At 70.5% G+C, this 23,438-nt stretch carries 19 protein-coding genes and 1 pseudogene; 14 read left to right on the forward strand and 6 right to left on the reverse strand.

The window, feature by feature from the left end; all coding sequences use genetic code 11:
• Nucleotides 1-12 precede the first annotated feature (12 nt).
• Complete coding sequence (locus ABZ893_RS22775; protein WP_361406738.1) at nt 13-1,410, reverse strand: glutamine synthetase family protein; 1,398 nt, start codon at nt 1,408-1,410, stop codon at nt 13-15.
• Between the two features lie 437 nt (nt 1,411-1,847).
• Between ABZ893_RS22775 and ABZ893_RS22780 the strand changes: the two genes are divergently transcribed.
• The 10 genes and pseudogenes from ABZ893_RS22780 (at nt 1,848) to ABZ893_RS22825 (ending at nt 12,258) form a co-directional block, all read left to right on the forward strand.
• Nucleotides 1,848-2,036 (forward strand): ferredoxin, encoded by a 189-nt coding sequence (locus ABZ893_RS22780; protein WP_361406740.1) that lies wholly within the window; start codon nt 1,848-1,850, stop codon nt 2,034-2,036.
• A 1-nt stretch (nt 2,037) separates the two neighbouring features.
• A complete protein-coding gene (locus ABZ893_RS22785) occupies nt 2,038-3,282 on the forward strand; it encodes an FAD/NAD(P)-binding oxidoreductase (RefSeq protein ID WP_361406742.1) in 1,245 nt (414 codons plus the stop codon).
• Nucleotides 3,283-3,294: 12 nt separating this feature from the next.
• A complete protein-coding gene (locus ABZ893_RS22790) occupies nt 3,295-4,101 on the forward strand; it encodes an acetoacetate decarboxylase family protein (RefSeq protein WP_361406744.1) in 807 nt (268 codons plus the stop codon).
• 81 nt (nt 4,102-4,182) lie between these two features.
• Nucleotides 4,183-5,658, forward strand: a complete 1,476-nt coding sequence (locus tag ABZ893_RS22795; RefSeq protein ID WP_361406745.1) for an aldehyde dehydrogenase — start codon at nt 4,183-4,185, stop codon at nt 5,656-5,658.
• Nucleotides 5,651-6,616, forward strand: coding sequence for a 3,4-dihydroxyphenylacetate 2,3-dioxygenase (locus ABZ893_RS22800; RefSeq protein WP_361406747.1), 966 nt, complete (start codon nt 5,651-5,653; stop codon nt 6,614-6,616). Before ABZ893_RS22795 ends, ABZ893_RS22800 begins: the two co-directional genes overlap by 8 nt.
• A gap of 10 nt (nt 6,617-6,626) precedes the next feature.
• Entirely contained in the window at nt 6,627-7,472 is an 846-nt protein-coding gene (locus tag ABZ893_RS22805) for a fumarylacetoacetate hydrolase family protein (RefSeq protein WP_361406749.1), read from the forward strand.
• A gap of 66 nt (nt 7,473-7,538) precedes the next feature.
• Nucleotides 7,539-8,165: pseudogene (locus ABZ893_RS22810) on the forward strand (TetR family transcriptional regulator); the annotation flags it as partial.
• 355 nt (nt 8,166-8,520) lie between these two features.
• Complete coding sequence (locus ABZ893_RS22815) at nt 8,521-9,966, forward strand: APC family permease (RefSeq protein ID WP_361406751.1); 1,446 nt, start codon at nt 8,521-8,523, stop codon at nt 9,964-9,966.
• Nucleotides 9,967-10,036: 70 nt separating this feature from the next.
• On the forward strand, nt 10,037-11,527 hold the full coding sequence (locus ABZ893_RS22820) for an aldehyde dehydrogenase (protein ID WP_361406753.1): 1,491 nt from the start codon (nt 10,037-10,039) through the stop codon (nt 11,525-11,527).
• Nucleotides 11,524-12,258: a gamma-glutamyl-gamma-aminobutyrate hydrolase family protein gene (locus ABZ893_RS22825; protein WP_361406755.1), complete on the forward strand. Its 735-nt coding sequence runs from the start codon at nt 11,524-11,526 to the stop codon at nt 12,256-12,258. Before ABZ893_RS22820 ends, ABZ893_RS22825 begins: the two co-directional genes overlap by 4 nt.
• Here the strand turns inward: ABZ893_RS22825 and ABZ893_RS22830 are convergent.
• Nucleotides 12,255-12,827 (reverse strand): MarR family transcriptional regulator, encoded by a 573-nt coding sequence (locus ABZ893_RS22830; protein ID WP_361406757.1) that lies wholly within the window; start codon nt 12,825-12,827, stop codon nt 12,255-12,257. The two genes, ABZ893_RS22825 and ABZ893_RS22830, sit on opposite strands and share 4 nt — an antisense overlap.
• A gap of 351 nt (nt 12,828-13,178) precedes the next feature.
• Here ABZ893_RS22830 and rph point away from each other — a divergent pair, with 351 nt between their 5' ends.
• Nucleotides 13,179-15,779: a rifamycin-inactivating phosphotransferase gene (gene rph, locus ABZ893_RS22835; RefSeq protein ID WP_361406759.1), complete on the forward strand. Its 2,601-nt coding sequence runs from the start codon at nt 13,179-13,181 to the stop codon at nt 15,777-15,779.
• Between the two features lie 328 nt (nt 15,780-16,107).
• Complete coding sequence (locus tag ABZ893_RS22840; protein ID WP_361406761.1) at nt 16,108-17,001, forward strand: serine hydrolase; 894 nt, start codon at nt 16,108-16,110, stop codon at nt 16,999-17,001.
• Here ABZ893_RS22840 and ABZ893_RS22845 read toward each other — a convergent pair.
• Nucleotides 16,979-18,178: a glycosyltransferase family 87 protein gene (locus ABZ893_RS22845; protein ID WP_361406763.1), complete on the reverse strand. Its 1,200-nt coding sequence runs from the start codon at nt 18,176-18,178 to the stop codon at nt 16,979-16,981. The genes ABZ893_RS22840 and ABZ893_RS22845 overlap by 23 nt on opposite strands.
• Before the next feature lie 67 nt (nt 18,179-18,245).
• Complete coding sequence (locus ABZ893_RS22850) at nt 18,246-18,596, reverse strand: hypothetical protein (protein ID WP_361406765.1); 351 nt, start codon at nt 18,594-18,596, stop codon at nt 18,246-18,248.
• Nucleotides 18,597-18,726: 130 nt separating this feature from the next.
• Here ABZ893_RS22850 and ABZ893_RS22855 point away from each other — a divergent pair, with 130 nt between their 5' ends.
• Entirely contained in the window at nt 18,727-19,530 is an 804-nt protein-coding gene (locus ABZ893_RS22855; RefSeq protein ID WP_361406767.1) for a VOC family protein, read from the forward strand.
• Between the two features lie 106 nt (nt 19,531-19,636).
• Here ABZ893_RS22855 and ABZ893_RS22860 read toward each other — a convergent pair whose 3' ends face one another.
• Nucleotides 19,637-20,617, reverse strand: a complete 981-nt coding sequence (locus tag ABZ893_RS22860) for an NADP-dependent oxidoreductase (protein WP_361406769.1) — start codon at nt 20,615-20,617, stop codon at nt 19,637-19,639.
• A 69-nt stretch (nt 20,618-20,686) separates the two neighbouring features.
• Here ABZ893_RS22860 and ABZ893_RS22865 point away from each other — a divergent pair, with 69 nt between their 5' ends.
• Nucleotides 20,687-21,652, forward strand: coding sequence for a helix-turn-helix domain-containing protein (locus tag ABZ893_RS22865; RefSeq protein ID WP_361406771.1), 966 nt, complete (start codon nt 20,687-20,689; stop codon nt 21,650-21,652).
• Nucleotides 21,653-21,769: 117 nt separating this feature from the next.
• Here ABZ893_RS22865 and ABZ893_RS22870 read toward each other — a convergent pair whose 3' ends face one another.
• Nucleotides 21,770-23,236, reverse strand: a complete 1,467-nt coding sequence (locus ABZ893_RS22870; RefSeq protein WP_361406772.1) for a chlorohydrolase family protein — start codon at nt 23,234-23,236, stop codon at nt 21,770-21,772.
• Nucleotides 23,237-23,438: the final 202 nt, after the last annotated feature.

A 23,438-nucleotide genomic window follows, 5' to 3' on the forward strand; every position in this document is an offset into this window, starting at 1 on the left:
TGGTGCGGCCGGTCAGAGGTGGTAGGAGTACTCGGCGAACTCCCAGTCCGTGACGTGGTGGTTGAAGCGGTCGACCTCGTTGCGCTTGTAGCTGAGGAACGACGTGGTGAAGCCCTTGCCGAGGACTTCGGTCAGCGCGTCGTCCGCCTCCAGGGCGTCGAGCGCGGCGGGCAGCGTCGTCGGCAGCAGCGGGGACTTCTCGGGGTCGTAGCCGTAGCCCTCCAGCGGTGCGGGCGGCTCCTTGCCCTCCTGGATGCCGAGGAGGGCGGCGGCGCAGAGGCCCGCGATCGCGAGGTACGGGTTGGCGCTGGCGTCGCCGAGCCGCAGCTCCAGGCGGGCGCCGGAGCCGCGCTCGGGCGGCACGCGGACCATGGCGCTGCGGTTGTCGAGGCCCCAGTCGACCAGCCAGGGCGCGAGGGTGTCGGGCCCGAAGCGCTTGTAGGAGTTGACGGTCGGGTTGAGCAGGGCCGCGAGCGCGGGCGCGTGGGCGAGGATTCCGGCGACGGCGTGGCGGGCGGTGTCCGCGAGGCCGTAGGCGCCGGAGGGGTCGTCGAAGGCGTTGCGGCCCGGCTCGGTCCCAGGGCCACCGGCGTCGGTCCCGGCGTCACCCGTGGTCTCGGCGGAGAAGTGGAGATGGAAGCCGGAGCCGCCCGCGTCGTTGAAGGGCTTGGCCATGAAGGTGGCCAACTTCCCTTCCTGGCGGGCGAGTTCCTTGATCGCCGCCTTGAAGAGGAACGCGCGGTCGGCGGCGTCCATGGCCTCCGAGTGGTGGAGGTTGATCTCGAACTGTCCGGCGTCGAACTCGTGGTTCCCGGTGGTCACACCGATGTCGAGGTCGCGGAGCTTGCGCAGGGCGGGCAGCAGGTGGTTGTCGGCGTCGGCGCGCAGGCCCGCCGTGTAGACGACACCGGCGACGCCCTGACCGTAGCGGCGCCAGCCGGACGGGGCCGCCGCGTCGGGGTCGAGCAGGAAGTACTCCAGCTCGGGGCCGATGATCGGGCGCAGGCCGACCTGCTCGCAGCGGGCGAGCACGGAACGCAGCAGGTCGCGCGGCGACTCCGGGCTGTGGACGCCCGTCGCGGGGTCGGTCGTCTCGCCCAGGCACCAGGCGACGCCGGGCTCCCAGGGGAGGGCGCGGACGGTGGCGAGGTCGGGGCGCACGGTCACGTCGGGCAGACCGGCGTCGAGCCCGCCCGCGACCGGCACGACATCGCCGCGCGGGCTGGTGTGGTAGACGGCGCGGCAGAAGGCGAGGCCGTGCTCGCGGGCCGAGGGCAGGTGGTCGAGCAGGACGTCGCGGGCGCGGTCGGTGCCGATGAGGTCGGGATACGTCACCCGGACCACGTCTATGCCTCCGGCGGCGAGCCGGTCCATGGTCGGGCGGAGTTCTGGGGTGTCTTGAGCGCTCACCGATGTCTCCTCGGCGGATGTGAACGGGGCGTGGTGGCCGGCGGGGCGTCCCACCCGGTGGGGGCGGGGTGTCCCACCCGGTGAGGTGCGGGGTGCGCACCCGGTGAGGGGCGTGGTGGCTCACCGGGTGAGGTGCCGGCGGCGAGGCGGGAGCGTCGGCCGCTCGGGGCCGCTTCGCCTGCTGTTTGATGCCAAACGGTATGGATGACCGCCGACGTCCGCAAGGGGTGCGGGGTAAGAATTTATCCATCTGGATAGCTCTTGACCAGGGCCCGTCCGGCTCCTACGTTGTTTGAAGCCAAACGAGTTGGGGGTGCGAGTCCCGCCAGCGGCTGTCCGCCTAAGGACATGCACCCCTTTGGCCGGGGCCCGGCCACGGAGCCGGGCCCCATTTCCCCCGGTGCGCCCCGACGCCCTCACCTCCAGGAGGACCGGCCATGAAGGTCGTCGTCGACATGAACAAATGCCAGGACCACGGACAGTGCGTCTTCTCGGCCCCTGACGTCTTCCAGCTGGACGACAACGGCCGCCTCGCCTACGTGAGTGACCCCGACGACGCGCTGCGCGACGAGGTCGAGGAGGCCGCCGACGTCTGTCCGCTGCAGGCCATCCGGATCGAGGCCTGACATGACCGCCACGCCGCACGAGGCCCCCGGCCCGGGGCGCGTCGTCGTCGCCGGCGCCTCGATGGGCGGTCTGCGCGCCGCCGAACAGCTGCGCGCCGCCGGCTGGACCGGGGCGATCACAGTCGTCGGGGACGAGCCCCACATGCCGTACAACCGGCCCCCGCTCAGCAAGGACGTCCTTGCCGGCGCCACGCCGTTCGAGTCACTGGCCTTCACGCCCCGGGCCAGCACGGCGGACGTCGAGTGGCGCCTCGGCACCGGTGTCCGCTCGGCGTGCCTCGACGAGCGGACCGTCGTCCTGGACGACGGGACGGAACTCGCCTTCGACGGCCTGGTCATCGCCACCGGAATGCGCCCGCGCAGGCTCCGCTGCGCAGGTCCCTCGGGTCCGGACAGCGGCCGCCACACCGTACGGACCCTCGCCGACGCCCAGGCCCTGCGCGGTGAACTGACCCGGCCCGGCGTCCGCGTGGTCGTCGTCGGCGCGGGCTTCATCGGCTGCGAGGTCGCCGCCACCGCCAAGGGCCTCGGCGTCACCGAGGTCACCGTGGTCGACCCCGAGCCGCTGCCCATGCTCCGCCCGCTCGGAGAACTCCTGGCCCGCTCGCTGCACCGGCGCCACGAGGAACGCGGAGTGCGCTTCGCCCTCGGTGTGGGCGTCGCAGGCTTCGAGGGCGAGGACCGGGTGACCGGAGTCGTCCTGAGTGACGGAACGGTCCTACCGGCCGACGTCGTCGTCGAGTCGGTCGGCTCGATCGCCAACACCGAATGGCTCGACGGCAACGGCCTCGACCTCACCGACGGCGTCCTCACCGACGAACACCTGCGCGTCGGCGGCCACCCGCACGTCGTCGCCGTCGGTGACGTGGCCCGCTTCCCCAACGCCCGCTACGACGGCGTACCCCGCCGCGTCGAGCACTGGTCGATCCCCACCGACACCGCCAAGCACGCCGCGAAGACCCTGGTGGCCCACCTCGCAGGGACGCCCGCGCCGGGCGCGCCGTTCGCCCCGCTGCCCACCTTCTGGAGCGACCAGCACGAATTCAGGCTGCAGTCGTTCGGCGCGCCCGCCCTCGGCACCGCCGACGCCCGCGTCCTGGACGGCGACCCCGACGGCGACGTCCTCGTGGGCTACCACGCCGACGACCGCCTCGTCGGGGTGGTAGCGCTCGGCGGCCACGCCGCCACCACCGGCGCCGCCCGCTACCGCGCCCAGCTCCTCGCGCAGCCCGCCCTCACCTCGTAAGGAACCCCTGTCATGGCCAGCGTCCGTGGTTACTTCCACCCAAAGACGGCGACCGGCGAGGCCTCGCTGATCCCCTCCCCGCCGTGGCACTACTCCGGCGACCTGCTCACCGTCGAATACCGCACCGACCCGGCCCGGGTACGTGAACTCCTGCCCGAACCACTGGAGTTGGCCGACGAGGACCCCGGCGCCGTCGCGCTGATCTGGGCAGACTGGCAGTCGTGCGCGGCCGCCGGGGACGAACTGCTCGACCCGGTGCGCGCCCAGTACAAGGAGGCGTTCGCGGTCGTGCGCTGCCAGTACAAGGGGCGCACCTACTCGCGGTGCGTGTACATCTGGGTCGACAAGGACTTCGCCATCGCGCGCGGCCTGCACCAGGGCTACCCGAAGAAGCTCGGCTCCATCCACCAGACCCGCCCGCACCCCTACGGGCCCGCCCCGCGCATCGAGGCAGGTGCCCGCTTCGGGGCCACCCTCGCCGCGGCCGACCGGCGCCTCGCCCAGGCCGTGGTCACCCTGCGCGAGCCGTCGGAGACCAACGGCTTCGTGAACGGTCACCCGATGGCCCACCACCGCTGGCTCCCGTCGATCGAGAAGGGCAAGGGCCTCGCCCTCGACGAGCTGATCGAGACCGGCGCCGCGTCCTTCGAGGCGGGCCAGGCATGGGTCGGCGACGCCGACCTCGAACTCTTCGAGGCGCCCACGGAGGAGCTGGCCCGCCTTGAGATCCGCGAACCGATCGCCGCCTACTACCGGCAGGTCGGTGTGGTGTGGGACGGCGGCACCCTCCTCGAATCCGGCACGTCCGAGGCCGAGTGAAGGCCGAGTAACCCCCTTGTTCCGTACGCTGCTTGGAGACTGGACATGAGTGCTGACATGAGTGCTGACACGAGTGCCGACATGAGTGCTGACGTGAGGGCGCACACCCTCACCGTGGCCGGGGTGGACGTCGACACCTGGCACTGGATCGGCGGCGAGCGCGTCGCCTCCGCCGACACCTTCACCGACCACTCGCCGATCGACGGGAGCGTCCTCGGTGAGATCGCCTGTGGCACGGCCGCCGAGGCCTCGGCGGCCGTCGCCGCCGCCCGCGCCGCGTTCCCCGGCTGGGCGGCCACCCCGCCCGCCGAGCGGGCCCGCATTCTGCACGCCGTCGCCGACGGGGTGGAGAAGCGCATCGAGGACCTGGCGATCGTCGAGACCCACGACAACGGCGCCCTTCTGCGCTCCCACCGGCGCGGTGTGATGCCCCGCGTGGCCCACAACTTCCGCTTCTTCGCCGACTGGCTCCTGGAGCTCGGCCACGACGACTTCGACACACGCGGCCACACCAACCACGTCACCTGGGACCCGGCAGGCCCCTGCGTGCTCATCACGCCGTGGAACGCGCCCCTGATGCTCGCCACCTGGAAGATCGCCCCGGCGCTCGCCGCGGGCAACACGGTGATCCTCAAGCCCGCCGAGTGGTCACCGCTCACCGCCTCCCTGTTCGCCGACATCGCCGCCGAGGCGGGACTCCCCGCAGGCGTCTTCAACGTCGTGCAGGGCTACGGCGCCGAAGCCGGCAGCGCCCTCGTCTCCCACCCCGACGTACGCCGCATCAGCTTCACCGGCTCGGTGCCCACCGCGAAGACCATCGCGGCCGCCGCTGCCGCCAACCTGGCCCCCGCCAGCTTCGAACTCGGCGGAAAGTCACCGCTGTTGGTGTTCGCCGACGCTGACCTCGACCTCGCCGTGGACCTCGCCGTCGAGCAGTACGACAACGCGGGCCAGGTGTGTCTGGCAGCGACACGCATCCTCGTAGAAGAGACGATCGCGGAGGAGTTCACCCGGCGCTTCACCGAGAAGGCTTCGGCCCTGCGACAGGGCGACCCGCGTGACGAGGCCACCGACATCGGGCCCAACATCCACCCCCGCCAGCTGGAGAAGATCGACGGCTTCGTGCAGCGGGCCCTGTCGGCCGGGGCGCGCGCCGTCATCGGCGGCCACCGGGGCGAGGGTCAGTTCTACACGCCGACCCTGCTCACCGACGTCGCCCAGGACTCCGAGATCGTCCAGGAAGAGGTCTTCGGCCCCGTCCTGACCCTCCAGACCTTCACCGACGAGGACGAGGCGGTCCGCCTGGCCAACGACACCCGCTTCGGCCTCGCCGCCACCCTCGCCACCGGCGACAAGGCGCGCGCCGACCGCGTCACCGCACAGCTCGTGGCCGGCACCGTCTGGGTCAACTGCTTCTTCGTACGCGACCTTCAGGCACCCTTCGGCGGCTCCCGGCACTCCGGGGTCGGGCGTGAAGGTGGCACCTGGAGCTTCGACTTCTACTGCGACCTGAAGAACACCGTGACCGCGCCGAAGGGGTGGCGGGACCATGGGTGAGATCGTCGGGGCGGGTCTGCTCGCCCATGTCCCCACCATCGTGCTCCCGCAGGAGACACGGTTCGAACTGAACGAGGGCAAGGAGATCACCCTCGTCACCGGACTGAACGAACTGCGGCGCGACGTCTTCGAGCGGGACGACTACGACACCGTCGTCGTCCTGGACTCGCACTGGGCCACCACCGTCGAGTTCGTCGTCACCGCGCAGCCGCGCAGGGCCGGCCTCTTCACCTCCGAAGAGCTGCCGCGCGGCATGTGCCGGATGCCGTACGACTTCCCCGGCGACCCCGAACTCGCCGAGAACATCGCCAAGTTCGCGGACAAGCACGGCACGTGGATCACTCCGATCGACGACCCGTACCTGCCCGTCTACTACGCCACCACCAACCTGTGGAAGTTCCTCGGCGAGGGCCTGCCCGACAAGAGGTGGGTCACCATCGGTGTCTGCCAGACCGGCGACATGGAGGACCACCTGCGCCTCGGCCGCGCGCTCGCCGACGGCATCGCGGCCACCCCGGGGCGCCGCGTCCTGATCGTCGCCTCCGGAGCCCTCTCGCACACGTTCTGGCCGCTGCGCCAACTCCGTGACCACGAGTCGAGCGACCCCGCGCACATCTTCACCCCCGAGGCACGCGACGCCGACCACGAACGCATCGCGTGGTTCAAGGAGGGCCGTCACGACAAGGTCCTCGACACCATGGACGAGTTCTGGAAGTTCAAGCCCGAGGCCAAGTTCTTCCACTACATCATGATGGCGGGCGCCCTCGGCGAGCGTGCCTGCGTCGCCCGGGCCCGCCAGTACGGCGAGTACGAGAACTCGATCGGCACCGGCCAGGTCCACCTCTGGTTCGACCGCCCGGCCGACGGCTGGACCGGCGAAGACCGGAACACCGACGCCTTGACCGCCGACGGCCTGCCCGCACGCCCCGCCCCCCGTAACCCGCACAGCCGCGCCTAGGAGCCCCGCCATGCCCGAGTACCGCCGCATCCTGCTGGACGGCGCGGCCGTCCAGGTCCGCCGCGAGGACGACGAACTGGTCGCCGGTGACGGCCGCCGCGTCAAGATCGACGACGCCCGGCACCTCCCGCCGGTCGTCCCGTCGAAGGTCGTCGCCGTCCACCTCAACCACCGCAGCCGCGTAGACGAGTTCCAGATCCAGCTCACGCCCACACCCACGTACTTCCACAAGCCGACCTCGGCGCTCAACTCCCACCAGGGCGCGATCGTCCGCCCCGAGGGCTGCAAGTGGCTCAACTACGAGGGTGAGGTGGCGATCGTGATCGGCCGCACGGCGCGGAACATCTCGCCGGAGGAGGCGGGGGAGTACATCGCCGGTTACACCGTCGCCAACGACTACGGCCTGCACGACTTCCGTGACACCGACGCCGGTTCCATGCTCCGGGTGAAGGGCTCCGACACCCTGTGCCCGCTCGGCCCCGGCCTGGTCACCGACTGGGACTTCCACGACAAGTACCTGCGCACCTACGTCAACGGAGAGCTGGTGCAGGACGGCTCCACCTCCGAGATGGAGTGGGACATGCACTACCTCGTGGCCGACATCGCCCGCACCATCACGCTGTACCCCGGCGACGTACTGCTGTCCGGTACGCCGGCCAACTCCCGTCCCGTACAGCCCGGCGACGTGGTGGAGGTCGAGGTGGAGGGGCTCGGCAGGCTCACCAACCACATCGTCACCGGTCCCACCCCCATCCGCTCCGACGTGGGCGCCCAGCCCACCGAGTCCGAGGAGGTCCTGTCGACCGCGCTCGGCGGCGACTGGGAGTTCCGCGGCATCCGCCCGCCGCGCCGCTGACGGCACCCCGAGCGCGGGCCCACGCCACATGTGGCGCGCCCTCGCAGGCTAGGTAGGGTCCCAGACGTGACCGAATCCGCCGAAGCGCCAGACGACAAGAAGAGCCCGAGCCCGCAGGGCAAGGCGCGTAAACGGGTGGACTACGGAGCCGGCCGGGACGCGCTGCTCAAGGCGGCCGTACGGGTGGTGGCCCGTGGTGGGCTGCGCAAGCTCACCTACCGCGCGGTCGCCGAGGAGGCCGGTGTCACGCACGGCCTGGTCGTGCACCACTTCGGCTCCCGTGACGCGCTCATCGAGGCGGCGCTGGCCCACACGGTGCACACCAGCCTGCACAGCAGCGCCATGGAGTCCGGCACCGGCAGGACCGCCGACTTCGCGGCGGGGCTCTCGGACATGGTCGCGGCGAGCCCGGACGCGCAGGCGTTCCAGTACGAGCTGATGCTGGAGTCGCGCCGCAGGCCCGAGCTGCTGCCACCCCTGCGCACCCTGTACGACGAGTACTTCGACGCGGCCCGGCGCGAGCTGGCCCGCATGTTGCCCGAGGACGCGAGCCCGGCGCTCATGCGGCTCGTCTTCGCCGCCCTGGACGGGCTCGTCCTGCATCAACTGGTGTTGGGCGAACCGGAGATGACGGAAGCCGCGCTGGAGGAGCTCAGGTCGCTGCTGCGGATGCTCGGGGCGGACTCTGGGGCTGACGCGGGCGCCGCATCTGACGCTGACGGCGACCATTCCGATGCTGACGTCGACCCCTCCGAAGCCCGCGACGACCACTCCGGCGCTGACGTCGATCCCTCCGAAGCCGGTGACGGCCACTCCGGCGCTGACGTCGACCCATCCGAAGCCGGTGACGACCACTCCGACGCTGACGTCGACCCCTCCGGCGGCCCCGCCTGACCCTCACCGCCCACGCGTGCGAGGGGGCAGGCGGAGGCCCGGTCGGAACAACTCCGCAGGGCCTTGCCAAACGCCGAGTTCCAGCTCACCATGGGGCAACTCGTTTGGCCTGAAATGAATCGCCCCCCTCCCTCATTTCCGGCAGGTGATCCGCGTGGACAGTCAGACGGTCACAAGGCAAGAGACCGTGCAGGCACCGCCCACAGCAGGCAAGCTCAAGTCCAACGCCCTCGGCGTCGTGGGCATCCTCTTCTTCGTCCTCTCCGCGCAGGCGCCGCTGACCGGCATCGCCGGCGCCCTCCCCATCTCGGTCGGCCTCGGCAACGGCGCCGGCGCCCCCGCCGGATACGCCGTCGCCGGTGCCGTGATCTTCCTCTTCTCGGTCGGCTTCGTCGCCATGGGCCGCCACGTCGTGGACGCGGGCGCCTTCTACACGTACATCGGCAAGGGCCTCGGCCGGACCACGGGCACCGGCAGCGCGGGGGTCGCCCTCTTCGCGTACTGCACGATCCAGGCCGGCATGTACGGGCTCTACGGGTCCATCGTGAGCGGGCTGGTCGCCCAGTACACCGGCCTCCACGCGCCGTGGTGGGTGTGGGCCGTCGGCACCATGCTGGTCGTCCAGATACTCGGCGCCGCGGGCATCGAGATGGGTGCCAAGGTGCTCGCGGTGTTCGTCCTCGCGGAGTTCAGCATCCTGCTGGTGTTCTCCCTGGTCACCTTCATCAAGGGCGGCGGACCGGAAGGGCTCGGGTTCGCCCAGAGCTTCTCGCCGAAGGCCGCGCTCCAGGGCGCACCAGGTGTGGCGCTCATGTTCGCCGTGGCGTCGATGTTCGGCTTCGAGGCCACCGCGATCTACGGCGAGGAGGCACGCGAACCCAGGAAGACCGTGCCGCGCGCCACCTACCTGTCGGTCGCCGTCGTCACCGGGTTCTTCGCCTTCACCTCGTGGATGCTCGTGTCCGCCTACGGCCCCTCCCACGCCGGCGCGGCCGCCGGGAAGGCGCTGGCCGGCGGTGACGGCGTCGCGTTCGTCATGTCACCGGTAGCCGACCTCTTCGGCGGCTGGGCGGGCGACGTCCTGCCCGTCCTGCTCGCCACATCGCTCTTCGCGGGCATCCTCGCCTTCCACAACTCCGCCAACCGGTACCTCTTCTCGCTCGGCCGCGAAGGTGTGCTGCCCCGCAGGCTCTGCGCACTCAACCAGCGCCACTCGCCCCGGGCCGCCGGCACCGTACAGACCGCGCTCGCGCTCCTCCTCGTCGTGCCGTTCGCACTGCTCGGCAAGGACCCCGTACTCAGCCTGTTCTCGTGGTTCAGCGGCGTCGCCGTCCTCGCGATGATGCTGCTGTACTTCCTGACCTCGGTCTCGGTGATCGTCTTCTTCCGGCGCGAGCGCCTGGACACCCGGCTCTGGAACACCCTGATCGCCCCGTCCCTCGGCGCGCTCGGGATCGGGGGCGCGATCTGGGTGATCCTCGCCAACTTCACGACGCTGATCGGCGGTTCGGCCGCCACGGCGACGTGGCTGGCGCTCAGCGTCCCGGCCGTCCTCGTCCTGAGCGCCGTCGCGGCGAAGGCCGTCCGATCGCGGGCCTGACCCCTCTCGGGGTGCGCCGCCGGCGCACCCCGACCCATCGAACGTACTCAGTGAGCCGGAGGCCACACCCATGCTGGATCTCACCCACGACGAGTGGCTGAACCGCGCCAAGGAGCTGGACCTGTCCGGCGTCCACCACATCGACGGCGCCGACGAACCCGGCGGCGGAGCCACCTACGCCGCCGTCTCGCCGCGCGACGGCCAGGTCCTCGCCCGGATCGCCGACGGCGGCACGGCCGAGGTCGACGCCGCTGTGGCCGCCGCACGCCGCGCCTTCGACAAGGGCCCGTGGCCGCGCCTCGCCCCCGCCGACCGGGGCCGCGCCCTCCTCCGCCTCGCCGACCTCCTCGAGGAACAGCGCGACCGGCTCGCCCTCACCATCAGCCTGGAAATGGGCAAACCCATCACGGACGCGTACGCCATCGAACTCCGCGCCGCCGTCAACACCTTCCGTTTCTACGGGCAGTTGGCCGACAAACTCACCGACGAGTCCCCGCACACCGCACCCGACGCCCTCGCCCTTGTCACCCGCGAGCCCGCCGGAGTCGTCGGCGCGGTCGTCCCCTGGAACTTCCCGCTCACCCTCGCCTCGTGGAAGGTGGCACCCGCGCTCGCCGCCGGCTGCACCGTCGTCCTCAAGCCTTCGGAGAACTCACCCCTGTCGGCGCTGCACCTCGCACGCCTGGCCACCGAGGCGGGCCTGCCGCCGGGTGTCCTGAACGTCGTCACCGGCGACGGCCCTACGGCAGGGCGCGCCCTCGGCCTCCACCCCGACGTAGATGTGCTCGCCTTCACCGGATCGACCGCCGTAGGACGCCACTTCCTGCACTACGCCGCAGACTCCAACCTCAAGCGCGTCTGGCTCGAACTCGGCGGCAAGTCACCCAACATCATCCTCCCCGACGCCCCTGACCTGGAGAAAGCCGCCGCCACCGCCGCGTGGGGCATCTTCTTCAACCAGGGCGAGATGTGCACCGCACCCTCGCGCCTCCTCGTCCACACCTCCGTCGCCGAACGTGTCACCGAGGCCATCGTGCGCCGCGCCGAGGAACTACGTGTCGGCGACCCGCTCGACCCCGCCACCGAGATGGGCGCCCTGGTCGGCGAGAGCCACCTCGACCGCGTACTCGACCACATCAACACCGCCACCGACGAAGGCGCCCGGTTGCGCACCGGCGGCACGCGCACCCTGACCGAGACCGGCGGCAGCTTCCTGCGGCCCACCGTCTTCGACGAGGTGAACCCCGGGATGCGGCTCGCCCGGGAGGAAATCTTCGGCCCGGTCCTGTCGGTCCTCACCTTCGACGACCTCGACGAGGCCGTGACCCTCGCCAACGCCACCGAGTACGGGCTCGCCGCCGGCCTGTGGACCTCCGACCTGTCCACCGCCCACCAGGTCTCCCGCGCCCTCAGGGCCGGAACGGTCTGGGTCAACTGCTACGAGGAGGGCGACCTCACCGTGCCGTTCGGAGGCATGAAGCAGTCCGGCAACGGCCGCGACAAGTCAGCCCACGCCCTCGAGAAGTACACCGAACTCAAGACCACCTGGATCCAGCTGTGACACCGCGCCCGCTCATCGCCGTCCCGGCCCGCTTCGCCGCGTCCACGTCCGCACTCCGGTACGCCGCCGAAGTCAACGCCCGCGCCCTGATCGAAGCCGTCTGGAACGCCGGCGGGGAACCGGTCACCCTCCACCCGCACGCACCCGGCGGCACGGCAGACCCCGCCGAGGTGGCCGCTCGCCTCGCACGCTTCGACGGACTGCTGCTGCCCGGCGGCGGCGACATCGCTCCGCACCGCTACGGCGCCACCGCCGCACACTCCAGCGTCTACGACGTGGACGACGAACAGGACAGCTTCGACCTCGAACTCGCCCGCCAGGCACTGCACTTGGGCCTGCCGCTGCTGGCCGTCTGCCGGGGACTGCAAGTCGTGAACACCGCGCGCGGCGGCACATTGCACCAGGACATGGGCGGCCCCGAGCGCGAACACCGGCACATCGTGCACCCGGTGTCGGTGGAACGCCACTCGCTCCTCGAACAGGCCACCGGCGCCGAGAAGGTGGACGCCTCCTGCTACCACCACCAGCGCGTCGACCGGCTCGGCTCAGGCCTCAAGGCCACCGCCCGCGCCGCCGACGGCACGGTGGAAGCGCTCGAACTCCCGGGCGCACGCGGCTGGTTCACCGCAGTGCAGTGGCACCCCGAGGACACAGCACACGAAGACCCCGCCCAGCGAGGCCTCTTCGAGGCACTGGTGCGCGCGGCGCGCGGGGGAGCGGGGGTGGGTTAGGCCTTCGGGCGGCGGCCGCTGCGGCGCGGAGCCGGTTCCGCGCCGTCCAGGAGTGCGAGCCGGCGCTCCTCGCCGTGCTCCTCGACCTGGAGTACCACCCGGCGCAGCGCGTCCGCGACGCCACGGCACTCCTCGTCGCTGAGCTGCCCGGCGACGAAGGCCTCTTCCTCGTTGAACTTGGGGAACACCCGCCGCATCAGCTCCTCACCCTCGTCCGTGAGGCTGAGCAGCACGAGCCGCCCGTCGCTGGGATGCCCGGCACGCCGTACGAGACCCCGCGTCTCCAGGGTCCGGGACACACCGGTGAGCGTGCCCTTGGAGATCCCCGCCTCCTCGGCCACATGGCGGGTCTCCGACTCGCCCCACACCCAGATCACCCAGAGCACGACGAACGCGGTCCACGTCAGATCGGACTCGCGGAGCACCGAGTTCTCCAGGTGCTGGCGGACGGCCGAGGCCGCTCGGTAGATGTTGGCCACCACCGCCATCTGCTCATGGCGCACCTGCATTCCACCGAGCTTCGCCTCGGCTAGCTTCTCGGCTTCGGTGATGGATCGTTGGCCTGGCACGAGCACACTCCTTCTGCGCCCCCGTGGCGCGCTCGGCCAAGGATATCGTTCGGGGCCAAAACGCACGGGGTGACCGGGAAGGCGCACGGAGTGCCTGGGACGGTGCACGGAGTGCCTGGGAAGGCGCAAGGCGCGGCCGGAAAACGCACAAAGGCAAGGAGAGCTTGCGAGCCCTTTCCCTGCCTCTCTCAACGTATAGCGCGGCGGGGGGCTTGCCGCAAGGCCCGGGTGAGGGCGCACAATCATCCGTCGACGCCACAACCTGCGGAAATGGGGACACGACGTGCGTGTGTTGTTTCGACCGGCCACCCCGGTGCGACGGGGGAGCGCGGCTGCCTCGGAGGTGGCGCGATGACCGAGCAGTACGTGCTGGACCTTCAGAAGGCCGACGAGACGCAGATCGCGATCGTGGGCGGCAAGGGCGCGCACCTGGGCGCGCTGTCGGGGATCGACGGCATCCGCGTACCGGGCGGCTTCTGCGTGACGACGGACGCCTTCCGGCGGGTCATGGCCGCAGCGCCGTCGGTCGACGATCTGCTCGATCAGCTGTCCTGCGTGGACCCGGACGACCGGGGGTCCATCCGCACGCTGAGCGCGCAGGTTCGCCGGACCATCCAGGAGATCGCGATCCCGGACGACCTTGCGGCGGAGATCACCGGCGCGCTCGCCCGGCACGGCGAGCAAGCCGCGTACGCCGTCCGGTCCAGCGCGACCGCCGAGGACCTGCCGACGGCCTCGTTCGCCGGGCAGCAGGACACCTACCTGAACGTCGTCGGACCCGAGGGGATCCTCCAGCACATCAGCCGGTGCTGGGCCTCGCTCTTCACCGAGCGGGCCGTGACGTACCGACGTCGGAACGGCATCGATCACCGGACGGTGCACATGGCCGTGGTCGTGCAGCGCATGGTCCTCCCGTACGCGTCCGGCATTCTGTTCACCGCTGACCCCGTCACGGGCAACCGGAAGGTCGCCACCGTGGACGCCGGCTTCGGCCTCGGCGAGGCCCTGGTCTCCGGACTGGTGAACCCGGACGTCTACAAAGTGCGGCACGGCGAGATCGTCACAAGGTCAATTGCCGCCAAACAGCGCGCAGTTGAAGCCCTCCCGGGCGGCGGTACGCGCGAAGTGGCGATCGACGGGCAACAGCAGGAGCAGCCCGCGCTGACGGATGCGCAGGTCGTCCACCTCGTGGACCTCGGACGCCGGATCGAAGCACACTTCGGCCGCCCGCAGGACATCGAGTGGTGTCTCGTCGACGACGACTTCCGGATCGTCCAGAGCCGCCCGATCACGACACTGTTCCCCATCCCGGAGGCCGACGACCAGGAGAACCACGTCTACGTCTCCGTCGGCCACGGGCAGATGATGACCGACGCCATGAAGCCCCTGGGTCTGTCGATGTGGCAGCTGACGGCCATGGTGCCGATGCACGAGGCCGGCGCGCGGCTGTTCGTCGACGTCACCCCGCGCCTGGCCACGCCCACGAGCCGCGCCGCTCTCCTTGACGTCATGGGGCGGGGCGATCCGCTGGTCAGGGACGCCCTGGAGACCGTCCTCGACCATGGCGACTTCGTGCCGTCACTCCCGGACGCGAGCCCCGGCGCACGGCCGCCGGCCGGCGCCGCACCCGCCCCGATCGAGAACGACCCGGCTGTCGTCACCGGGCTGATCGAGCGCAGCGAGGCCTCCGTCGCCGCCCTGGAGCGCGACATCCGCACGAAGACGGGACCGGAGCTGTTCGACTTCCTCCTTGAAGCCTTCGACGAGCACAAACGTGCCCTCGGCGACCCGCTGAGTATGCAGGCGATCATGGCGGGGATGGAGGCCACATGGTGGCTCAACGACAAGCTGCAGGAGTGGCTCGGCGAGAAGAACGCCGCTGACACACTCACGCTGTCCGCCCCCGACAACATCACGTGCGAGATGGGCCTCGAACTGCTCGACGTCGCGGACGTGATCCGCCCGTACCCCGAGGTGGTGGCATACCTCCAGGGTGTCGAGGACGAGGGCTTTCTGGACGAGCTGCCGAAGCTGGCGGGCGGGGCCGAGGCGCGCGACGCCATCGAGGCCTATCTCGACCGGTACGGGATGCGCTGTGTCGGCGAGATCGACATCACGCGGCCGCGGTGGCGTGAGCGCCCCACCACGCTCGTGCCCGTCATCCTCGACAACGTCAGGAACTTCCGGCCGGGCGCCGCCGAGCGCCGGTTCGAGGAGGGGCGGCAGAAGGCGCTGCAGAAGGAACAGGACGTACTGTCCCGCTTGCGGGCCCTGCCGGACGGGGCCACGAAGGCCGACGAGACCAAGCGGATGATCGACCGGGTCCGCACCTTCATCGGGTACCGGGAGTACCCCAAGTACGGGATCATCAGCCGCTACTTCCTCTACAAGCAGGCCATGCTGGCCGAGGCCGAGCGCCTGGTGCGGGCCGGAGTGCTGCGCGAGAAGGAGGACGTCTTCTATCTCACGTTCCAGGAGTTCCGCGACGTCGTGCGTTCGCAGCAGGTGGATGACGAGCTCGTCCGGCAGCGCAAGGACACCTTCCGGGCACACCACGCGCTGACGCCACCCAGGGTGCTCACCTCGGACGGCGAGGCCCTCACAGGGTCGTACCGGCGCGATGACGTGCCGGACGGCGCCCCGGTCGGCCTGCCGGTGTCGGCCGGGACCGTCGAGGGGCGGGCCCGCGTGATCCTCGACATGGCGGACGCCGACCTCGAAGCGGGCGACATCCTCGTGACGACCTTCACCGACCCCAGTTGGTCTCCGCTGTTCGTCGGAATCGCGGGCCTCGTGACGGAGGTGGGCGGCCAGATGACCCATGGCGCGGTGATCGCCCGCGAGTACGGCTTGCCCGCCGTCGTGGGTGTGGGCGAGGCCACCCGGCTGATCCGGGACGGCCAGCGGATCCGCGTACACGGAACCGAAGGGTACGTCGAGATCCTTTCGTGAACTGGCAGATGGCGTGGGGGAGTTGAAGGAGGGGCGGCGTCCTCGCGGAAGTGAGTGATGTGTCGCCGCCCGAGCCTCCCGGCTCCCCGCACTAACACCCTTTTCGGGACCGAACCCCTTGATGAACATCACACGCGGACAAACGGCACCTAATGGGACATAACGACACGTCGATCGTCCTGCCTCTCCCTGTCTCCCTGTAGCGTCGCCGTCGTTCGTCATCCGGATCGCCCGGTGTGACACGAAATGACACCGCAGGCCCGGAGCGGCGACGCAGACACAGAGCAGGACGGAAATCTCGATGCTGGGAACGCACACACCGCGACGCGTGAAGCGGGGACTGGCCGCGGTCCTGGCCTCAGGGGCGGCGCTCACCGGCCTGGCGGCCGCCGCGCCGGCCGGAGCGACCGCACCCGCCACGAAGACCCCTGCCACGAGCACCCCCGGCACGACCACCCCCGGTACGGACCTCGGTGGATCGCCGGTGACCTGCACCTCGAACCGGCCCGGACTCGCGGACCGCCTGGAGCGCGACATCGCCGGCGCCCTCCACGGGCACGCCGACGCCTCGGCCCTCGCGCTCTACGACCGCACCACTGCCACGTCGTGCACGTTCCGCGCCGACCAGGCCTTCGACTCGGCCAGCGTCGTCAAGGTCACGATCCTCGGCGCGCTCCTGCGCCAGGCCCAGGAGCAGCACCGTGTGCTGACCGCACGCGAGCTCAGCCTGACCTCCGCCATGATCACCAAGTCGGACAACGACGCCACCAACGCCCTGTGGCACCAGCTCGGCCACACCGGAATCCAGCACTTCCTCGACGTGGCGGGTATGCGGGACACCGTTCCCGGTCCCCAGGGCAGGTGGGGGCGTACGCAGATCACGGCCGGTGACCAGGTGAAGCTGCTCCGCCTCCTCACCTCCGACAATCCGGTGCTCGACACGAACGCGCGCACCTACGCGCTCCAGCTGATGAACCGCGTCGTCCCCGAACAGCGCTGGGGTACGCCCGCCGGTGCGCCCACGACGGCGACCGTCCACGTGAAGAACGGATGGGTTCCGCTGGACACCCACGGCTGGCGTGTGCACAGCGTCGGCGTGTTCACGGGCAACGGTCACGACTACGGCATGGCTGTCCTCTCGCACGGCCACGCCACGATGGAGAACGGCATCGCGACCGTCGAGAGCGCCGCCCGCGTCATCAACCGGGACCTGAACCTATAGGCACCTTTTCCGGCGCTCTGCGACTCGGGCGGGCGCTGAAGCAGTGCCACGCCAAGGCCACCCCCACGCCGACGAACATCACCGCGTCCTTGAACGCGTGCCGTTTGCTGGTGTGGGCCAACGGCCAGTCGATCGCGGTGATCTGCGGCACCAGCGGGAGCCACACCCACGGGGAGCGGGCCGCTGCGCCGGGGACCGAGGTGGAGGCGAGCAGCACCAGGACCACCACCAGGGCGTAGTGCACGAACGTGGGCCGGAAGGTCGGAAACGTCGCCAGCATCAAGAGGCAGGCGGTCTCCACGACACGCAGCGCAGGGTCACCGGCCCGCCGCCACCGCAGCCACGCAAGGTACAGCACGGCCCCGGACAGCGTCACGGCGATCACGTACGCCACTGGCTCCGGTACGCCGAGCCTCGGCAGTACGGAGATGAGCGACGCGTCGTACGGCTTCGCGTACGAGTCCTGGCCGTGCAGCAGAAACGGAATGGTCTTCGTCAGGAACAATCCGGGCTGTGGCATGAAGGCCACCGCGATCAGGCTCACCACCACCGGAACTCCGAGAAGTACCGCGCACGCCTTCCACTTCCTGGCGAAGACGAAGAGCAGGAGCACGGGCAGCAGCATCGGTTTGAACGCGATGGCCGCTCCGGTCGCCGCGGCCGCCCCCAGCCAGCGGCCCCGCGAAGCGAGGAACAAGGTGAGGGGCAGGGCCACCACGGAGAAGACCGTCCAGTTCCCCAGCGCCAACTCGCTGCGAAAGGGAACGAAGAACGGCAGCCCGCCCACCCCGTACACCGCCAGCCTGCTCCGCGCGGACACGTCGAAGATCCGCAGAGCGAAGAACCACCCCACAAGCACCAGGGCCGCCACGACCACCGGCACCACCACCCGCAGCACCCCGGCGTCGAGCAGGGTCTGCGGTGCGGCCAGCAAGGCGCTGCTGGGCAGGTAGAGAAACCGCCGGTCCTCGTAGGGGGAGGTGCCGCCGAGGTACATGTGGGCGGCGTTCACCAGAATGGCGTTGTCCGCCGAACGGACTCCGCGCCGCACGTCGCTCATGACGAACACGGCCATCAGCAGGGCGGCCGCTCCCTGTTCGGGCAGGGACGCCCGTCCCCTCATCAAGTGAGTCAGTGGATCTTCGACGCGGGACTGCCGGGCAGCGTCCAGTGACATGAGGCATATGCTAATTCCGGGCGTCGCGCGGTGCGCGTCGGCCGAGTCCCGGCGTGGTGGCGGGAGTTCAGAGCCAGCGCCGGGCGGCTTCGACGCTGTCTCCGCCATTGGTGTTGAACGCGATGGCGGCCTGGGGCGCGTGGCGTCGGATCAGGTTCAGGATCTGTTCGAAGAGCGGGAGCAACTGCTCCGTCCTGCGGATGCCGCCGCCCACGACCACCACGTCCCACGGGCGCTCGGTCAGGGCCGCGACGAGTACCGACTCCGCCGAGTCGTCGAACACGACCAGCGCCATCGCCGCGTCGATGCCGTACTCACCGAACCGCGTCAACTCATCGTCGAGAGCGGCACGAAGGGCGTCCCCGTCGATGGTGGCCGTCGCCTGCGGGTCATAACCGACTACAAGTGCGGAAGGCATACGGCCAAGCTACCCCGTAACCTGCGGACTCGCCGGTGACCTGCGGCGACGGTGCCACGAGCGGCGATTGTCAGTGGGGGCTGCCATGCTGCGTCCCAGTGGGATTCGTCGCTTCACGGAGGGCTTGAACATGCTTTCTACGACGTACGTGCCGGGTGCGCCCAACTGGCTCGACCTCGGCGTGCCGGATGTCGACGCGGCCGCCGCGTTCTACGGCGGGGTCTTCGGCTGGACCTTCCAGTCCGCCGGCCCCGAAGCCGGCGGGTACGGGTTCTTCCAGCTCGACGGGAAGGTCGTGGCCGCCGCCGGACCGCTGACCGAGGAGGGGGCCACCCCGTCCTGGACGGTCTACTTCAACACGCCCGACGCGGACGGCGTGGCCAAGGCCGTGGAGACGGCCGGAGGGAAAGTCCGTATGGCGCCGGACGACGTCTTCACCGCGGGACGGCTCGCCGCGTTCACCGATCCGGCCGGCGCCGACTTCGCCGTCTGGCAGCCCGGTGACACCCAGGGCCTCGAAGTGGTGATGCAGCCCAACGCCCTCTGCTGGACGGAGCTTTACACCACCGACGACGCGGCGGTGAAGGACTTCTACCGCACGGTGTTTTCGTGGCAGTACCAAAGTATGCCGACGGGTGAGGGCGGCCCCGAGTACACCGTCGTCGCCCCCGCCGGATCGGCGGACGTGGGCGCGGCGGCCCACGGCGGCATCATGCAGCTGATGCAGGACAACCTCGACGCCGGTTCCGGATCCGAGTGGCACCCGTACTTCGGCGTCGTGGACTGCGACGCGACGTACGCCGCCGCGACCGAGCGCGGCGCCGTCACCCTCTTCCCGCCCATGGACGTGCCCGGCGTAGGCCGGATGGCCATGGTGAACGACCCGTTCGGCGCCACGTTCGCGCTGATCAAGGGGGACCCGACGATGCGCTGACCCGCACCGGGGGCTGACCTTGGCCATGGGTTGACCCGCACCATGGGCTGACCCGCGCGCGGACGTGACGCCTGACCGGGGCGTGATCACCTCACCGGAGGTGTGATCACCGCACGACGAGGACCAGCTTGCCGGTCGTGCGGCCGGTCTCGCCCAGCTCGTGGGCCTTCGCGGCCTCCGCGAGCGGGAACGTACCGGCGATCGTCGCGCGCAGCGCGCCCGTGGCGATCAGGTCGGCGAGCGCGTTCATGGAGGCGTGGTCGGACTCCACGGCCATCTCCACGCCCCGCACGCCGAGCTGTTCGGCCTCGTCCGCCAGCTCCGTCGTGCCCGTCGGCAGGATCGAGACCAGCACGCCGCCCGGCCGCAGGGTGCGCAGGGACAGGCTGCGGGAGTCGCCGCCGATGGTGTCGAAGACGACGTCCACATCGCTGACGGCCTCGGCGAAGTCGGTCTCGCGGTAGTCGATCAGTTCGTCGGCGCCCAGACCGCGCAGGAAGTCGTGCTTGGCCGCACTGGCCGTACCGATCACGTACGCGCCCCGCGCCTTGGCGATCTGCACCGCGAGGTGACCCACCCCGCCGGCCGCCGCGTGGATCAGGACGCGCTGACCGGGCTGCACCTGCGCGGTGTCGACGAGCGCCTGCCAGGCGGTCAGGCCGGCGAGCGGGACCGCGCCCGCCTGCACATGGTCGACCTGGGACGGCTTGTGCGCGAAGGCGCGGGCGGGCGCGGTGACGTACTCGGCGTGCGAGCCCGCCCCGTGCGGGTACGGCAGCATCCCGAAGACCTCGTCGCCCGGCTTGAACAGAGTCACGCCGACACCCGTCGCCTCGACGACCCCGGACACGTCCCAGCCCAGGACGAACGGCGGCTCACCGAGGAAGACGCCCTGCTCCCGGTGCTTCCAGTCGGTCGGGTTGACGCCCGCCGCATGGACCCTGACCAGGAGCTGACTCACTCCCGGCACCGGGCGCTCGCGTTCGACCACTTTCAGTACCCCGGGGCCGCCGAGGACGTCCTGGCTGACGGCGCGCATGGTGGGGGAGGTGGGTGTGGTGACTTCGGGGGTCTCTGCGGTGCTCATGGAACCAGGGTGCCGTCACCGGCCGCCGGAGAAAATGGCATGACTGCCACCCTTCGATAGGATCGTGCCATGAGTGGCACAACTGGCACGCACAGGGTGGTCGTCCTCGCACTCGACGGGGTGCACCCGTTCGAGCTGGGCATTCCGCAGCGGATCTTCGGCGCAGCGGACGGCCGGTACGAGATCCGCACCTGCAGTGTCGACGGCGAACCGGTGCGCACGGACGCCGATTACCGGATCACGGTGGAACACGGCCCCGAAGCGCTGGCCGAGGCGGACACCGTGGTCATCGCTCCGGTCGAGCAGTACCCGCCCGACAGCAGCGCGCTCGCCGGTCCCCTCGCCGACGCGCTCGCCCGCATCCGTCCCGGGACCCGCATCGTGTCCATCTGTACGGGAGCTTTCGTGCTCGCGGCGGCGGGTCTGCTCGACGGCCGCCGGGCGACCACGCACTGGATCCTCGCCGACCGGTTCAGGCGGCTGTTCCCGCAGGTCAAGCTGGATCCCGACGTGCTCTTCGTCGACGACGGCGACATCCTCACCTCGGCGGGCGCCGGCGCCGGGGTCGACGTCTGCCTCCATGTCGTACGTCAGGATCACGGCGCCGAGATGGCCAACCATGTGGCGCGGCAGTGTGTGGTGCCGCCCTGGCGCGAAGGGGGTCAGGCGCAGTACATCGAGCAGCCGGTGCCGGAGGCGTCCACGGCCGGCACGGCCGCCACGCGGGAATGGGCACTCGGCCACCTCGATCTCCCGCTGACCCTGGCCGACCTCGCGGAACATGCCCGGATGAGCCACCGGACGTTCGCCCGCCGCTTCCGGGGCGAGGCCGGAATGAGCCCCGGGCGGTGGCTCACCCAGCAACGCGTCGCCCGAGCACGACATCTGCTGGAGTCCAGCGACCTGCCCGTGGACAGAATCGCCAGAGAGGTGGGCTTCGCGACAGCCGCGTCGCTGCGGCAGCATCTGAACGCCGCGATCGGCGTGTCGCCGATGGTATACCGCCGCACTTTCCAGGCGACCCGGCATGTGTAAGGGCCGGAGCGACGGGGCAACTGCGCCTGTGTGCAGGCGACTTGGTTACATCACGCACTCCCGAACGGGAGGTGGCCGGCGCAGAGACCAACGCGCCGGCCACCTCCCGGAGCGCTGTCATCCCCGCGGGAACACCGGCGGGAAGAGCTCGTCCACCGGACGACGCTGGTGGTCGCGCTCCGGGTACGCCGCGCGCATCTGGTCGAACAGTTCCTGACCGGCCCGCCGCAGTGCGGGAAGGTCGACGCCGGGAATCTCGCCGTCACGCATGACGACCTTGCCGGCGACCATGGTCAGGACCGCGTCGCGGGCGGTGCCGTTGAAGACCAGGGTGCGGAGCGGGTCTTCGGTGACGCCCATGCGGAAGTCGTTCAGGGAGAACGCGGTGAGGTCGGCGGCCGCGCCCGGGGCGAGACGGCCGAGGTCCGGTCGGTGCAGGGCGGTCGCCCCGCCGTTCCACAGGGCGTCGAAGTAGCCGGAGAGGTGGCCCTGGCCCAGGTCGCCCGCCTGGATCTTGGCGATCTGGGTGCCGACGTCGATGCCCCGGACCAGGTCCGGCGGGAACGAGTCCGTGCCCAGGCAGAAGTTCACGCCCTTCGCCCGGTACTCGCCGAAGGTGTGCAGGTTGTGCGCGTACCGGGAGTTGGTGAGCGGGCAGTGCACGATCGAGACGCCCGCGTCGACGAGCACCGAGATGTCTCCGGTGTCGCGGCCGTGCACCTCCGGGTGCACGTCGAGGACGACGCCGTGCGGGACGATCAGGCGGTCGGACAACAGGCCCGAATCGGCGATGAGTTGGAGCGGCGTACGCCCGTAGGTCTGCTGGATGTACTCGCGCTCGGACACTCCCTGTAGTGCGTGCAGGCGTACCAGAGCACCGCTGCGGTACGCGGCCTGAGCGACGTCCCGGAGCAGTTCGGGGGTGAGGGTCTCGATGCGGCAGGGGAGCAACACCCCTGTCACCAGTGGGTCGTTGAGCTGCTCGGCGTACTCCAGGAAGCGGACCGCGTCGGCGAGTCCGCGCCGGCCGGCCTCCTCGTCGAACCGTACGGTGCGCTTGCCGTCGGCGCCGATCACGTTGACGCCGGAGCGGAACGACGGGCCGAGGAAGGCGCGCAGGCCGAGCCGGGACGAGACCTCGGTCATCGCGACGAAGTCCTCGTAGGTCTCGGCCCAGTCGCTGTGGACCTCCGAGGCGATCGGCATGTAGCTGGTGATGCCGTGGAGGGCGAGCTGGGTGAGCGCGTACTCGCGCACCGTGCGGCGCTGCTCCGGGGTGAACACCGCGCGGGGCGCGTCGAAGTAGTCGCTGGACCACGTGAAGCCGGAGGACAGCTCGGGGGAGGCCGAGGAGTCGAGGATGATGTGGTCGATGTCGGTGAGGGCGTCGAGGTCGATGAGGCCGGGCGTGACCACCGCGTCGCCGAGGTCGATGCGTTCGCCGGCCGGGTGCCGGTCGAGCTCGGTGCGTTCCCCCACGGCGATGACCGTGTCGCCCTCGATCAGGACGGCCCCGTCCGGGATCTCCACGTGTGAGCGCCCGTCGTGGGCGATCACCCAGGATGCGGTCACCAAGGTCTTCATCTGTACCCCTCTCGGATTTGGTACACCACGTAGGCGTGGCCGTCACCGATGACCGGGGCGCAGGTCGTCGCGTCGTACGACCGGGCAGGCCACCGGCATCAGGACGCGCCATGCTGAGCGAGACCATATCCCGTCCTGACAAGGGGCGTAAGGCCGGTTGCGGGGCATGCAACGGCTTGGTCGCGGATGTCAGAACACCCTG

This window comes from Streptomyces sp. NPDC046821, assembly GCF_040645335.1.
Taxonomy (GTDB): Bacteria; Actinomycetota; Actinomycetes; order Streptomycetales; family Streptomycetaceae; genus Streptomyces.